The 13,698-nt window shown below is 69.3% G+C and carries 14 protein-coding genes and 2 pseudogenes; 3 read left to right on the top strand and 13 right to left on the bottom strand.

The genetic code is table 11. From position 1 onward, the window contains the following. Positions 1 to 33: 33 nt before the first annotated feature. From ACWEJX_RS28400 to ACWEJX_RS28375, 6 genes are all read right to left on the bottom strand, one after another. The gene (locus ACWEJX_RS28400) at positions 34 to 333 is read right to left on the bottom strand and encodes a hypothetical protein (protein WP_397636376.1); all 300 of its coding nucleotides are present in this window, start codon (positions 331 to 333) and stop codon (positions 34 to 36) included. 353 nt (positions 334 to 686) lie between these two features. After that, a complete protein-coding gene (locus ACWEJX_RS28395) occupies positions 687 to 956 on the bottom strand; it encodes a hypothetical protein (RefSeq protein WP_451610261.1) in 270 nt (89 codons plus the stop codon). A 233-nt stretch (positions 957 to 1,189) separates the two neighbouring features. Continuing rightward, a complete protein-coding gene (locus ACWEJX_RS28390; RefSeq protein ID WP_451610260.1) occupies positions 1,190 to 1,459 on the bottom strand; it encodes a hypothetical protein in 270 nt (89 codons plus the stop codon). 135 nt (positions 1,460 to 1,594) lie between these two features. After that, the gene (locus ACWEJX_RS28385; RefSeq protein WP_451610259.1) at positions 1,595 to 2,359 is read right to left on the bottom strand and encodes a hypothetical protein; all 765 of its coding nucleotides are present in this window, start codon (positions 2,357 to 2,359) and stop codon (positions 1,595 to 1,597) included. Continuing rightward, the gene (locus ACWEJX_RS28380) at positions 2,356 to 2,844 is read right to left on the bottom strand and encodes a hypothetical protein (RefSeq protein WP_451610258.1); all 489 of its coding nucleotides are present in this window, start codon (positions 2,842 to 2,844) and stop codon (positions 2,356 to 2,358) included. Before ACWEJX_RS28380 ends, ACWEJX_RS28385 begins: the two co-directional genes overlap by 4 nt. 104 nt (positions 2,845 to 2,948) lie before the next feature. Continuing rightward, entirely contained in the window at positions 2,949 to 3,359 is a 411-nt protein-coding gene (locus ACWEJX_RS28375) for an Imm10 family immunity protein (protein WP_451610257.1), read from the bottom strand. A gap of 237 nt (positions 3,360 to 3,596) precedes the next feature. Here ACWEJX_RS28375 and ACWEJX_RS28370 point away from each other — a divergent pair, with 237 nt between their 5' ends. Together ACWEJX_RS28370 and ACWEJX_RS28365 are read left to right on the top strand one after the other, a co-directional pair. Continuing rightward, the gene (locus tag ACWEJX_RS28370; protein WP_451610256.1) at positions 3,597 to 4,457 is read left to right on the top strand and encodes a S1 family peptidase; all 861 of its coding nucleotides are present in this window, start codon (positions 3,597 to 3,599) and stop codon (positions 4,455 to 4,457) included. Between the two features lie 1,222 nt (positions 4,458 to 5,679). Further along, entirely contained in the window at positions 5,680 to 6,729 is a 1,050-nt protein-coding gene (locus ACWEJX_RS28365; RefSeq protein ID WP_451610255.1) for a glutathione S-transferase family protein, read from the top strand. 63 nt (positions 6,730 to 6,792) lie between these two features. Here the strand turns inward: ACWEJX_RS28365 and ACWEJX_RS28360 are convergent. The 3 genes and pseudogenes from ACWEJX_RS28360 to ACWEJX_RS28350 all read right to left on the bottom strand — a co-directional run. Further along, positions 6,793 to 7,864, bottom strand: a pseudogene (locus ACWEJX_RS28360) (IS630 family transposase). Between the two features lie 207 nt (positions 7,865 to 8,071). Beyond that, complete coding sequence (locus ACWEJX_RS28355; protein WP_451610254.1) at positions 8,072 to 8,392, bottom strand: hypothetical protein; 321 nt, start codon at positions 8,390 to 8,392, stop codon at positions 8,072 to 8,074. Between the two features lie 225 nt (positions 8,393 to 8,617). Further along, positions 8,618 to 9,076, bottom strand: a pseudogene (locus tag ACWEJX_RS28350) (transposase); the annotation flags it as partial. A gap of 216 nt (positions 9,077 to 9,292) precedes the next feature. Between ACWEJX_RS28350 and ACWEJX_RS28345 the strand changes: the two are divergent. Further along, a complete protein-coding gene (locus tag ACWEJX_RS28345) occupies positions 9,293 to 9,589 on the top strand; it encodes a transposase (RefSeq protein ID WP_451610253.1) in 297 nt (98 codons plus the stop codon). Between the two features lie 126 nt (positions 9,590 to 9,715). Here the strand turns inward: ACWEJX_RS28345 and ACWEJX_RS28340 are convergent, their stop codons facing one another. The 4 genes from ACWEJX_RS28340 to ACWEJX_RS28325 all read right to left on the bottom strand — a co-directional run bounded on the left by ACWEJX_RS28340 (position 9,716) and on the right by ACWEJX_RS28325 (position 13,684). Beyond that, on the bottom strand, positions 9,716 to 10,252 hold the full coding sequence (locus tag ACWEJX_RS28340) for a hypothetical protein (protein WP_451610252.1): 537 nt from the start codon (positions 10,250 to 10,252) through the stop codon (positions 9,716 to 9,718). Between the two features lie 205 nt (positions 10,253 to 10,457). Then, the gene (locus tag ACWEJX_RS28335) at positions 10,458 to 11,408 is read right to left on the bottom strand and encodes an alpha/beta hydrolase (RefSeq protein ID WP_451610251.1); all 951 of its coding nucleotides are present in this window, start codon (positions 11,406 to 11,408) and stop codon (positions 10,458 to 10,460) included. Between the two features lie 777 nt (positions 11,409 to 12,185). Further along, positions 12,186 to 12,359 carry a hypothetical protein gene (locus tag ACWEJX_RS28330; protein WP_451610250.1) on the bottom strand — a complete coding sequence of 58 codons (174 nt, stop codon included), beginning with the start codon at positions 12,357 to 12,359 and terminating at the stop codon, positions 12,186 to 12,188. Positions 12,360 to 12,727: 368 nt separating this feature from the next. Beyond that, on the bottom strand, positions 12,728 to 13,684 hold the full coding sequence (locus ACWEJX_RS28325; protein WP_451610249.1) for a helix-turn-helix transcriptional regulator: 957 nt from the start codon (positions 13,682 to 13,684) through the stop codon (positions 12,728 to 12,730). Between the last annotated feature and the right edge of the window lie 14 nt (positions 13,685 to 13,698).

Below are 13,698 nucleotides of genomic sequence, written 5' to 3'. Positions count from 1 at the left end.
TTCGGCCGGGGGTACCCGGCCGACGGGAGCGGGTCAGACGGTTGCGGCGAGCCAGCCGATGGTCTCGGTGGTGTGCTTCCCGTCGCTCTTGGTGGCGCCGGCGTACACCTCGTTCAGGCGGATCAGGAAGCCGCTGGTGGTGACGTCGTGGATGCGGATACCGGGCGTCTCCGGGCCGTTGAAGGTCTGGGTCAGGGGCAGAACGACGACGCTGGAGCCGGGCGGGAAGGGGGTGGGGAACGTGACGCGGGTGAAGGTCGACGTGTTGCCGCCGGCCGTCTCGATCGCGTTGTCGGACTTCAGCTCGATCTTGCCGGTCTGAATGAAGCTCATCACTGACTTCCTGATCTAGGGGATCGCTCGGCCGATGTCGTCGGCCGATGCAAGGCTTGTCCGGCGACCGGCCATGTATGCCGAAGTCCTACGGATGAGTGATCGCGTTCCAGCCACAGCCCGAGTGCGCCACACAGCGGGTTGAACGACACCACGGGCCGCCTCGGATGGGCAAGCACATCTGTCACTCACCGCGTCCGCTGCACGGAAGTTGTGCCAGACCCGAAACTCGTGACCAGAACCAGCGCCCCGTTCCTCATGCGCAGCAGCCGGTGAGCAGCCGGAACGGGCAGCGGGGCCGGGCAGGGTGTTCCTGTCCGGCCCCGCTGTCGTCAAGTGGTCGAGGGGAAGGGCTACGGGGCGGCCTGCTGTCCAGGGAGGTAGGCCATCACCCCACCGGTGATCGGCACGCACCGTGTATCGGCCGGGAGCTGGACGACGCCCAGGTGCTCCGCCTGCCCCGCCGCGCGGATGCGTTGAAGGTGATCACGTCCGTACAGGATGGTCCCGGGATCCTCCATCGTGCCGGTGATGCACAGCACTGGGTCCGGCAGGAACCTCCCACCATCGGCAAGGGCAACGGCCAGCTCGGCACCGTTCGCCTCGGCCGCCGCGTTCTCCAATGGGGTCTGGCACTGCGGGCACAGGACGAACGCCAGGCGGCCGCTCTCCCACTTCCCGGTCCAGTTCTCGGCGGCCTTAGACGTGAGGTCCTTCGGCGCGTAGCAGCCGCACCGGTTACACCGGAGCCGCTTTCCTATCCGAGCCTGTGGGCGCTTCTTTCGACTCATACCCGGTCAACGACGTTGGGGGCGCGCCGGTACTGGGCTGACGTCGAGCGTGCCGGAGGGCGGCGTCAGGGGGTGTCGCCGGACCAGTCCCAGCGGTTCCGCTCGCCGGGCCGCGGGTCGTACAGGGCGCGGCCGCCGGCGCCGAACTGCCCGAGCTCGGTCGTCAGCGCGACGCCGGTCTGGATCTCGTCCGCGCTCCAGCCGGTGATGTCGAGCAGCAGCCCGTCGAGCGGGCCGCCGACCAGTTCGGCGTAGTCGCGGTGCGGGAGCGGGCCCGGGTGGTCGTGGTCGGCGCCGTAGACCCAGCCGCGCAGCAACTCCTCATCCCTGTCCATGGGCTCAGCCTCCCAGCCACCACCGACAACCGGGGCCCGGCACGTGTACCCATCACGTCTGCCCGCCGCCGGCGGCGCGGGGCTTGCCCAGGGTGGCCTCGGGCTTGCCCGCGCCCGCCGACGGCTTGCCCGGGCTCAGCGGCGCAGACGCGAGAACCAGCCGGTGGTCTTCTGCTCGGGCACGGCCTGGTCCTGCTCCTGGTCGCGCTCCTCCTGCCGGGGGCTCACACCCCAGGTCAGGTCCAAGTCGGCCTCGAACCGCTGGTCGCAGTCCCCGCACAGAGACGGGCGCTTCGCCGAGGAAGCCCAGCCGGCGCGACGCGCGGTCACCTTCCATCGTTCGTCGGTGAACGCGGCACCGCACTCGGTGCAGACGGGACGCTGAGGAGCGGGCCAGAAGTCGTCCGGCGCCGCCTCGCCGCGTACCGGCCCCTGGCGCTCCTGCGTGCCAGCCGCTGGGCTGACGACGGCGCCGGCCTTGCACCCGTCGCACAGGTGCGGGTGGGAGTCCTTCGCAGCTCCCCAGTCCGTCGGCTGTACCGCCTGCCAGCGGGCGTCGGTGAACTTCGCCCCGCAGCCGGTACAGACGGGACGGCGGGCCTCGCGCTCGGCCGCCTGCTTCGCCGCCTGCTCCTGCGCCGCCCTCCGCAGCTCCGCCTGGTACGCCGCCGCGCGGGCCTTGGCCTCCTCTGCCTCACGGGCGTCGGCGGCCTCGCGGCGCGGGTTGCCGATCGCCTCCAGGAGGGTCTGCGGGCCGCTGCGTCCGAAGCGGGCGAACACCGGGCCGGCCGGGCCGTGCTGGCGCAGCTGGTTCAGGCCGGTCGCGATGATCGGGATCCTCCGGTCGTAGAGGTGGTGGCCGCCACGCTGCCGCTCCCCCTGCCACAGGTGCCGGGTCACTCCATCAGGCGCGGGACCGTGCGGTTGGGGTTGCGCTCGCCGATGCGGTTGAACACCAGCAGCACCGGCGGGTGCGGCGCATCGCCGTACCGGCTCTCGGGGACCGTCCAGCGCGTACGCCACATCGGGCGCTCCTTGCCGTCGGTGTCCTTCACCTTCCGCTTGAAAAACCGGGCGTACTTCTCCAGCCTGTCGGCGAGTTCCTCCGCGGTCTCGTGGCAGTTGTCGACCTCGATGAACAGCAGCGGCACCCCGTCCTGCGGGGCGGTCAGCACGATGTCGGCCTGGGCGCCGCCCTTGCCAGGCGCGTTCCACGTGCCGGTCGCCGGGAGCGGGACCTCGGTCCAGAACGAGGCGATCGTGCCGATCCCGTCCGGGGAGTCGACGGCAGCCTGGGCGGCTTCTGTCCTCTGTCCACATGCTGGCGGGCCGTCTCTGCAGGAGCTGCGCTGCAAGCAGATGGGGCGGGCCCGTGCGGCGTCCATCACGGGCTCGGGCCGGCGGTGCCGACGGTCACGTATTTCCCCACGAGTCGCGTGTTCGGCTTCACGTAATTCCCCACCCCGCCGGACCTGATCCGGTGGCCGGCTCAGACGGCTACACGAGTGGGCCGAGCGTCGGCACGTCCGTAGGCGAGCACCTGGGCGAGGACTTCTCGGAACAGGACGACGTCCCCAGGTGGTGCTTCGATGACGGCTTCGATCTCGCCGTCGCTCAACCGCAGGTCCGCCAGTGCCTCAGGGCGCAGCGAGACACGGAGGACGTTGCCTGTCAGAACGGCTTCACGTACACAGCCATACGCGGTCCCCTGGTCAGCTGTGACCAGGCAGTGCGTGTCCATGCCCAGGGCGACTTCCTGATCATCTGGGTCTTCCTCGCCTGCCATGAACATCAAGATGAAGCCGCTTCCATCCTCGCCCTCGGCAAGAGCAGCCTCGGTGAAGTAGCCGTCGGGGTCGATCTCGGTCGTGGCGACACGCGCAGTGAATCGGTATGTCATGACGGGGTTCTATCAACGCGTTCAGCCGAGCAGGACACAGGGGCGGAGCGTCGGTGGGCTTACGACTCGCTCACGGCGGCGGAAGCGCGGAAGTGACAGCGCACCGACAAGAATTCGGCCGGGGGATGAACCCGCAGGACGGGATTTCGGTCTCGTAGAGGGGTCCGGCCTGGGAGCCAAGCAGCCCAGCGGTGTGGGCCCTTGTTGTGTCATCGAAGTTACGGAGCCACCCCCCAAATGAAGAAGAACCTGACTGGTCGTCGTCTGGCGTCCATGGGCCTGGCGGCCGGCGCCGCGCTGGCGCTCGTCGGTTCGGCCGCGACCGCGGCCACCGCCGTGCAGAAGCCGGGCGAAGGCATCATCGGCGGCCACGAGCAGCCCGACGGAACCTACCCCTGGATGACCGCCCTGCTGCACAAGGGCGAGGCCAGCCCGGTGCAGAGGCAGTTCTGTGGCGGCAGCCTGATCGCCGACAACATCATCCTCACCGCCGCGCACTGCGTGACCGGCGAGAAGGCGAACAAGCTCGAAGTCACCGCCGGCAGGACGGTGCTGTCGAAGAAGAACCAGGGCCAGCTGCGCAACGTACGCACCATCACCGTCCACCCCCGCTACCTCAAGGGCGACGAGGCGTACGACCTGGCGCTGCTGGAGCTCGCCAAGCCGGTGACGGGCACCGCTGCGGTGAACTTGCCGACGCCGGGCACCGACGCGCTGCTGCGGCCGGGCGCCAAGGCCACGGTCATCGGCTGGGGCAACACCGACACCGAGATCACCCACTACCCGGACCGGCTGCGCGGGGTGCAGGTGCCGCTGCTGTCTCACGCCGAGTGCAAGGCGACCAACAAGGGCTACAACAAGGCCGTCAACATCTGCGCGGGCGTCGAGGGTAAGGACTCCTGCCAGGGCGACAGCGGCGGCCCGCTGTTTCGCAAGGTGGCCGGCCGTACGTACCAGATCGGGATCGTCTCGTACGGCGAGGGGTGCGCGGAACAGGGCGCCCCGGGCGTGTACGCCTCGACCAGCTCGGCCAAGCTGTGGAGCACGCTGGCCGAGTCCGCCGAAGGGCGACGGATGCTGAGGATGCTCGGCCGCTGAGGCGGCGCCGCGGCCGTACCGCACGTCCTCGCGGGCATGCGGTACGACCGCGCGCATCATCCGACCTGGCACCGCGCCGTCACGGGCCCTGGCGGTGAAGGGCTCGGCCAAGGCCAGAGCGGTGAGCGCGCCCAGCGGGAAACCAGCGACGGCCAGGAACGTGACACCAACAACTGCGAGCACCCGCCTCCCCAGGCTGAGGCGCGAGACGACAGGGCCACTCGGCCTCCTCCCTCACCGACGGCGGCCATGGGCCGTCCCGTCCCAGTGGTCTGTGGTCCTGGCGAGGGCGCCGGCGAGCTCGTCGCGGTTCATGTGCGAGCGGCCGCGGATGCCGGCCTTGGCTGCCTTCTCGTACGGCTCCGCCTTGGGCAGAGACCCAAGCGACGGGGAGCGGGAAGGTCCGGAAGAGCTGGTCGCTCGTTTCTTGGCAGTCGGTTCTGTCCGGCCGCTTGGGCGCTCGTCCTGAAGTGCTGGCCTTCTCGCCGGTCTCCTTCGGGCTGCGGGCCCGCTCCACGCTGGCGCGCAGCGCCTCCATGAGGTCGACGACGCCCGTGGGCTGGGCGGCCGGCTCGGCCTGTCGATTCTCTCTCCGGCGGCCTTGGCCTTGATGAGTGCTTTGACCTTCTCTTGAAAGGTGTCGTCGAAAAGTCCTCCGGATTCCAGCCGGCGGTCAGGGCGTCGATGAGCTGGTGGGCCATCTTCACCTCAGCCGCGGGCGGCTCCCGCCTTGCCCGGCAGGTCGGGGACCGCCTGGTGGGGGTGCGGACCTCGTCGGCCCAGTGCAGGGTGTGCAGGGTCAGCAGCCGTACACGGGTCAAGGTATGTCGCCGGACCACTCCCGACGGTTCCTCTGTCGAGACGCGGGTTGTGCAGCGCCCAGTCACCGAGGTCGGACCGCCCAAGCTGGGGGGGACCAGCTCGCCACCAATCTGGACATGACCACGCGCCGTGGCGAAGACGTCCGAGCTCTTCGACCCGGCACCCAGCCGACGGGTGTGCGCGGCGATCCCCACGTCCGGCAGCCGCTGCGCGACGCCCTGTCCGGTGAGGCAGCCGGAGCCGGCCGACGCCGGAAGGGTGGCGGCGGCGGGCCCCCTCAGACGGGCGTGGTACGAGCTGGCGCGGGTACGCGCCGGTGTGTATCGAGAAGCGCGCAGCCGACCGGCCGACCGGCTGTCTCGACGCTCCCGAGCGAGGCCCGTGAGGAAGGTTCGGACCGATGACCGGTGACGGCGCCTATGAGCGCGACCGCACATACATCACCACCCGAATCACGGCCGATGGGCGCGACGGCTATCCGGTGGAGCCCGGGCGGTACCGGCTGATCATCGCCCGGGCCTGTCCTTGGGCGAACCGCAGCGCGATCGTCCGGCGGCTGATGGGCCTGGAGCACGTCCTCTCGATGGGGATCGTCGGGCCCCTGCACGACGAGCGCAGCTGGTGCTTCCACCTGGATCCGGGTGGCCGGGATCCCGTCCTCGGCATCGAAAGGCTCCAAGAGGCGTTCTTCCGGCGCGAGGCAGGCTATCGGAGCGGCATCACCGTGCCCGCGATCGTCGACGTCCCCACCGGCGAAGTGGTGACCAACGACTTCGAGCGGATCACGCTCGACCTCGGCAGCCAGTGGACGGCCCATCAGCGAGACGGCGCGCCGGACCTCTATCCGCAGAGGTGGCGCGAGGAGATCGACGATGTGGCCGACAAGGTGTACCGGGACGTCAACGACGGCGTCTACCAGTGTGGCTTCGCCGGAAGCCAGGACGCGTACGACACGGCGTACCGCCGCCTCTGGGAGCGGCTGGACTGGCTGGAGCAGCGGCTCGGCGGCCGGCGCTATCTGGTTGGCGACACCCTCACCGAGGCCGATGTCCGCCTCTTCCCGACCCTCGTGCGCTTCGACGCCGTCTACCACGGCCACTTCAAGTGCAACCGGCAGAAACTGACCGAACTCCCGGCCCTGTGGGCCTACGCGCGGGACCTGTTCCAGACGCCCGGCTTCGGTGACACGATCGACTTCGCGCAGATCAAGGCGCACTACTACGTCGTTCATCACGACATCAATCCGACCGGGATCGTCCCCCGGGGCCCGGACACCCGCGCCTGGCTCTCGCCGCACGGGCGTGAAGCGCTCGGCGGCCGGCCGTTCGGCGACGGCACCCCACCCGGGCCACCGCCCCCGTCCGAGCGCGTGCCGCCGCTCCCCACGCTACCTCTGGCCTGGCCCGACACCCCGGCCTCCCCCGGGCCATGCCATGGGACCGCTCGTTGAAGGGCAGCGAGGACGCGATCGAGGGCGTCGGAGCTGTACGGGTCCGCGCGATTACTGAGTTTTTCAGGGTGGGGTCGGTGGTATGAGGGTCAGATCGGTGGCGGTGAGGCAGCCGTTCATCAGGTGGGGCCGGAGCTGGATCCTGCGTAACTCGCGGCGGAGGACACGGTCGAGGTCGTCGGGTGCGTCGAAGGCGGTGTTGCCCATGGCTCTGCGCGCGAGTGACCAGATGGCCTCGACGGGTTCAGGTCGGGCGCACAGGGCGGGAGTCGGACGGTGGTGAGCCAGTCGTGCTCGGCCTCATACCGCTTCAACCCGGCGGCCAGGTGGGTGTTGAGATTGTCCCAGACCACCACGATTGGGCCGCCGAGCTGGATGTGCGCCCGCACCAACAGGTCGCGGTAGTCCTTCCAGGAGAAGCTCTTACGTGCGCCTTTGAGGAGGAGGTGGGTGCGGGGCCGGTGGATGAGACGGCTTTTCTCGCCGGGGTTGTAGCAGCACAGCGCGGCGACCGAGGTCCGGCGGCGGGACCTGCCACGGACGTGGATGACGGGCGTGTGCCCGCGTCGGCCCCAGGTGCGGGCCCGGGGCGGCGTCATGGAGAAGCCGGCTTCGTCCTCGAAGACGATCCAGGCGCCACACGCCGCCGCGAGGCTTTTGCCCGCGGCCACACCTCCTTCTTCCACAGCTCCACCGCGTGCTCGTCGCGTTCGAGTGCTCTGCGGGCGGGTGCCTGCCAGGACCAGCCGTGCCGTTTGAGCAGCCGCCACACCGTCGCCACCGACAGGCTCACCCGCAGCCGCCGGCGGATCACCGCCTGGACCCGGGCCAGAGTCCAGCGTTCGTCTTCGAAGCCGTGAGCTGCAGGTCCCTTCCCGAGTTCTTCCTCGAGTACGGCGAACTGGGAATCGCTGATGGTCGGGAAGTTCGCCGGCCCTGCAGAGCGCAGGCCCTCCAGTCCGCCCTCGCGCCAGGCACGGCGCCAGCGTTCCACCGACCGCACACTCACCCGCAGGTCCCTCCCGATCGCTGCGGTCTTCTCACCCGCCGCGAACCTCCCGCCAGACTGAAGCCGGATCCCCTCACGAAACGCCCGACGCTCCGCGGTCACGCCCCCACCCTCCGGATACCTCATCCCACCGGCATACCGCAGGGATCACGAACCGTCACCACCCGACGACAACCCGAAAACCTCAGTATCCAGAGCTTGAACTTGAAGCGCTGCGTGGACCATGACCCCCTTGCCTGGCTTTGTTCATGAGAACCGGTTCTGGCTCGCTTTCCGTGACGCGTGCACGGTGGGTGATGTTCGCTAGGAGACCAGTGGGACCGAAGGTGCGCCTCAGGTGCAGACGATAGGGCAGCCGCGTCGGATCGAGTGCTGTGCAGCGCGCAGGAACAGTGCGACGTAGAAGGCTGTGTCCAGGTCCTTGGTCCACGGTCCTGTGCAAGTAGTTGCCAGGTCCTTTGCTCGGCGCCTGAACCACGTGCTCAGGTCGAGGTTGTCGCATGTCGCCGGGGTTTCGCCTGGCAGATCGATGGCTGCCGCCAGCTTCTCGGCGAGCGGTAGAGCGAGAAGGGCAACGAGCACGGTCCAGCCGCAGAGGATCTCCGATTCCTCTCGTGACAGGTGCATCTGACACAAAGCGAGGAACCCGCTCATGTCGGGGGTCAGCTTTTTCCTCGAAAGCTTGCCCTGAGCCAGGTGCGAAGGCCGTCTCTGCGGGGACGGCCTCGTAGGGCGGCAGGCCCCGCCGCCTGAGTTCAGCATCGAGTGCCGAAGCAACTTCACCCCATGCGTCTTTCTCTTCACCGAACCATTGCTCAGCGCCGACGCTCACCAGGCAAACACCCATGTGGGGAAGCTATCGTGCGCGTCTGACATCGATCAGTGAGCCAACAGGACTCGTTTGCGGAGCAGCGCGAAGCCGGCCCGGCCGATCAGCTGGCGCTTGAGGATCTTGATCCGGTTGACGTGGCCTTCGATGACTCGGGGGTTCCAGGGCAGGGTGAGGACGGCGATGACGGCGTCGCGGTCTGGGTCGATGCCGACCGCGAGAGTGTGGAGGCTGGGCAGGTCGTCCTGGCGGACGGCGTCGAACCACTGCGGGAGCCGTTCGCCCTGGCGTTCGGTGAGCATGTGGGCGAAGGACCGTGCGTGACCGGTCAGGGCATCGAGTTCGGGGCAGTTGGTCAGGACGGCCTTGAGCCGGAGTTGCTCGATCTCGGTCAGCGTCTCGGGTCGGCTGAGGATCCATCTCGTCACCACGCGGGGTGTCGGCGGCTGCGCGGTGACCGGCCGTGGTGAGGTGCGCTTCTGTCGCAGGTAGGCGCTGACGTGGCCGTAGCAAAGGGGCCCGGCCGGCGAGCCGGACGACCATGCCCTCGGACGGTCCCGCGGCGGACTGACCACCAAGATCCACCTCGCCGCCGAACAGCAACTGCCGCCCCCCTGGCGTTCCTCCTCACCCCGGCCAGGCCGGTGACGCGAGCGCGTTCCCCGAGGTCATGGCCCGTCTGCGGGTGCCGCGGCCGGTCGGCCCGGCCCAGGACCACCCCGGAGGTGGTCCTGGCCGGCAAGGCGTACTCGTCCCGGGCGATCCGGGACCATCTCCATCGGCGCGGCGTCCGGGCGGTGATTCCGCAGCCCGCCGACCAGGTCGCCAACCGGAAGAAGCGCGCCGGCTCGGCGGCCGTCCGCCGGCCTTGGATCGCGAGGTCTACAAACAGCGGAGCCGTCGAGCGGTGCATCACCAGGCTCAAGCAGTGGCGCGGCCTGGCGACTCGCTACGACAAGACCGCCACCACCTACCTCGCCGGAGTCCACATCGCCGCCGTCTTCACCTGGTCCGCGAGATGATCCGAAAGGGGCATCCGGCGGCGATGCGTTGTGGCAGTAGCCTGCTCAGTCGTCAAACCACACGACTAGGCGCACGTTGTCGTCGCCGTGCTGTTCGGCGAGTTCTTTCATCGCCTTCCAAACGGGTTACCACTCGCCGGTTTCGGTGACGGCATCTCTGCGGCAGATGGTGACGGATCTGTACAGCGTGTCCCCGACCAGCCATTCCTTTCCTTCGGGCCACTCCCGAACCTCGCCAGGTTTGAGACCGACAGCCGCGGCGAATGCGCGACTCCAGGAGGCTTTGCCTGTCATCCTGTGCCCGCTCGGGGTCTGGCGGTACTCGTGAAGCCGGCTGTCGGGCTTTTCGGCGGGCTCGTCCCAGTCGACGGCCTTCACCTCGGCCCACGTGATCCACGTGATGCCGTGAAAGCCATCCCCGCCGTACCAGTCGGTCAGCTGGGCGAACCGCGCACTCACGGTGGTCGAAGCGTTGGTGGGAAACCCCCGTCCTGCGGCCAAGGGACGGAAGTTCGCGTAGTTGCGAACCCCGAAGAGACAACCGAACGCGTCGTAGTCACGGAAATCATTGAGAGAGCTGAGGTCGTGTGCGCAGTACCAGACCGGCTCCTTATCATCTTGCGACACCCGATACTCGAGGAAGCCGCGTATGTCTGTACCCATGCCAGGCATTCTCCCGACGCCGTCAAATGATTTCGTCTGAACCGGGTTGAGACCTACGCGTACCTGAGCTCGCTGGCCAGGAGGTTCTGTGGTGGGAACAGCGCCCAGATGGCCTTCCAGCCAAAGCACGGACGGCAGCTCTGAGCGTAGTCCGGTGGACACGGATGCGACCGGCCCCGACGGCATGTGATCCGAAGGAAACGACCTAGCCGAGCAGGCGCCGCAGCCAGTCCCGTCGGGCCGCGACCGCGGTGCGGCTGACGGCCGCGTGCGGGGCGAGGGTGTCGAAGCCGTGGAGGGCGCCGGGCCAGACGTGGAGTTCGACGTGGCCGCCGGCCCGCCAGAGGGCGTCGGCGTAGGCGGTGACCTCGTCGCGGAAGGTTTCGGCGGAGCCGACCTCCAGGTAGGCGGGGGGCAGGCCGGTGAGGTCGTGGGCGCGGGCGGGAGCGGCGTACGGGGGGAGGTCGGGGGCACGGTGCAGGGGGCCGAGGGCAGCCTGCCAAGCGGTGGCGTTGGAAGTGGCGTCCCAGGTGTCGTGGCCGGCGGCCTGCCGGGTGGAGGAAGTGGTGCCGCGGTCGTCCAACATCGGGCTGAGCAGCAGTTGTCCGTACGGCGCCGGGCCGCCCCGGTCGCGGAGCAGCAGGGTGAGGGCGGCGGCCAGTCCGCCGCCGGCGCTCTTGCCGGCGAGCACGATCCGGTCGGGGTCGATCCGCAGCCGCCCGGCGTGCGCGGCGGACCAGCGCAGGGCGGTGCGGCAGGCGTGCAGCGGGGCGGGGTAGCGAGCGGCGGGGGCGAGCGGGTACTCGACGGAGAGCACGGCCAGCCTGAGCGGCTCCGCCAACTCCCGTAGCAGGCGCGGCAGTACGGCGTACGGGTTGCCGCCGATCAGGCCGCCCCCGTGCAGGTACAGCAGCGCGGGCAGCGGGCCGTCCGCCCCGGCCGGGCGGCCGGAGACCACGGCGACGCCGTCCGCGTTGTGCTCGGCCGCCTCGAACCGTCCGTCGTCGGCGAGTTGGCCCAGCGTCGGTCTCGGCCGCCGTTCGGCGTCCCGCCGCTGCCAGGCCGCCAGCCCGCCGGGCGTCAGCGGCGCGGGCACCCCGCCGCGGGCAGCCAGCGCGGCGGCCAGCTCGGGGTCCAGGTACGGATCAGTCTCCATGCGGTCGAGTATGGCGAAGCCCGGCCGAGAGCGGCGCGCCAGAACCCGATCTCGTGAACAGAGCCAGCTGGCTTCGTTGATCTCCTGTGACAGCGTTTGTCGACCGGTTCCGGGGTCAGTTGGTGATCAATGGACCCGCGGATGTCGATGAGAAATGACGGCACTGCTGTGGTCGGGGCATGGGGAGGCTCAACTGGGATCCGAAACCGTGCGGTGCTGAAGAACCTGAGTGCTCCAGGTGTCCATCATGGGACTGCGGCGGTAAAAGACGTTCGGCTGCACGGGGTCACATGCCACCAGCAGGATGTCTCCCTGGCCGAGCACAAGCTTCTGCTCGACTCGTGTCGGTCCTGGCCGGCGGACCCGATCGACCTCAAGGTGCAGCGAGTACGAGCCTGGGGACAAGGAGAAGAAGCGGACCGTTCGGAAGGTGGTCCGCTCAACACTGCAGAGGTGACGCCCGTTTGCGGTGACAGACAAGACGCACCACTTGGGCGACGTGCTCGGGGGAGGATCGCGTAGGTCCGCCTGGAAAAGCAGCCCAGTCAGGCCTCGACGGCGGGCCCTGTGGGACAGGTAGCGGGAACGCCACTTCAGTCGACCCTCGAAGACGCTGTTCATCTGCACCGCACTGCTGCCCATCGTGTCTCCATCTGCAAGCTGGCCAGGGCACCTGGCCACCCAGGCTGGCACGGGAGACGTTGGAAGGAAAAGTGCCCTGACCGGCAGGCGGACTCGCAGAAGACTGCCGGCAGCAAGCGGTGATCGCAACGGAAGTCAGCCAGCCTTAACAGTGTCCTCGGCCCGGGCTCGGATGGAGGCGAGGCGGTAGGAGTCGGTGCCGGTCTCGATGATGGTGCAGGCGACGACGTGTTCGTGCGTCATGTGGCGTCCGAGCAGCAGCACCTCGATGAGCGCGCGGGTGCCGCCCCGCTCACCGTGGATCTTCATGGCCTGGGTCCACCAGGCGTCGTGGACCGGGTGAACTTGCCGGCCGAGCGGGCCTGTTCGAGAGTGTGGAGCTCGTCCTCGGTGAAGGTCCGCAGGGTGTACTGCCCCAGCCGGATCCGCGTTCCGCAGGAAGTCGCCGTTGAGGAGCAGCCACCGCTCTGGAACGGGTGCCGGGTGGGCGCAGAAGGCGACGAAGCTGTCGGAGACGTCGGACTCGGCGTCCTCGCGCCGGTTCTGTGCGCCGAGCAGGGCGATGTTCGGGTCGAGGGGCGCCAGGAGGTTACGACGTTGCCGGCTGTCGGCCGAGTGGTGGTCAGGCTGCCTGTGGAAGTGCTGGAGGTGCCCGGAGGGTCAGCGCTGCCTTTTGCTCACGACGAGCCCGGCGGCCCGTACACACCGGCCAGCTCAACCGCCAGATGTGCGAGTCGCTCTCTTGCCTCGGGCGGGTCCAGCACCTCGATGCGTGCCCCCAGCCCGGCCAGCTGTGTCGCGACGACTTCCGGCGTCGGCCCGTCGACCCGTATCTCCGTCCACCCGTCGGGGAGTATCGGACCGACGTGCAGGCGGCCGTCGAACAGGCGCTCCAGGATCGCCATGGCACCCGGCTCGGCCCGGGCCCGGACCGTCGCCGCATACAGCCGCTCCTCCAAGCGCGCGGCGAACGAACGCCAGACCGTGGGAAGGTCGAAGCCGGGCGGCCGTACGACGGGCTCGCCGGTTGCCTGGACCGAGGTGACCCGGCTGAGCCGGAAGGTTCGCAAGCCGCGCTCCGTCTCGGCGACGAGGTAGCCGTGACCGGCCTTGGTCACGAGCCCGAGCGGATGGACGGTTCGCACACCGACGGGCTTGCCGGGCCCGGCGTACCCGAGCCGCACCTGGATTCCGTCCACCACAGCCCGCCGGAGCGCGTCAAGGTGCGGCCCGGTGCTCGTGACGTCGACGCGTGACCAGTTCGTGCCATCGGCAAGGCCGGCCCGCGACGCGGCCTCGGCGCCCGCACGCAAGGGTGCGGGCAGCGCACGTACCAACTTACGCAAGGCTGTGCGCAGTTCAGGCGTGGTTGCCGAAGGGCCCGCGAGCAGGAACAGTGCCCGGATCTCCTCTGCGGTCAGCCCGGTGAGGTCCGTACGGGCGCCGCCGACCAGCGACCAGCCGCCGCCGCGGCCACGCTGCGAGTAGACGGGGATGCCCGCGGTGGACAGGGCCTCCAGGTCGCGGCGTGCGGTCCGTGGCGACACTTCGAGTTCGGCGGCGACCTCGGCCACGGTCACACGGGTGCGTGTTTGGAGGAACAGCAGGGTTGCCACCAGGCGATCGGCTCTCATAGCGACCATTGTCT

It is taken from the genome of Streptomyces sp. NPDC004788 (assembly GCF_053601115.1).
Note: the sequence above shows the minus strand (reverse complement) of the source record. Positions and strands in the feature narration are given on the sequence as shown.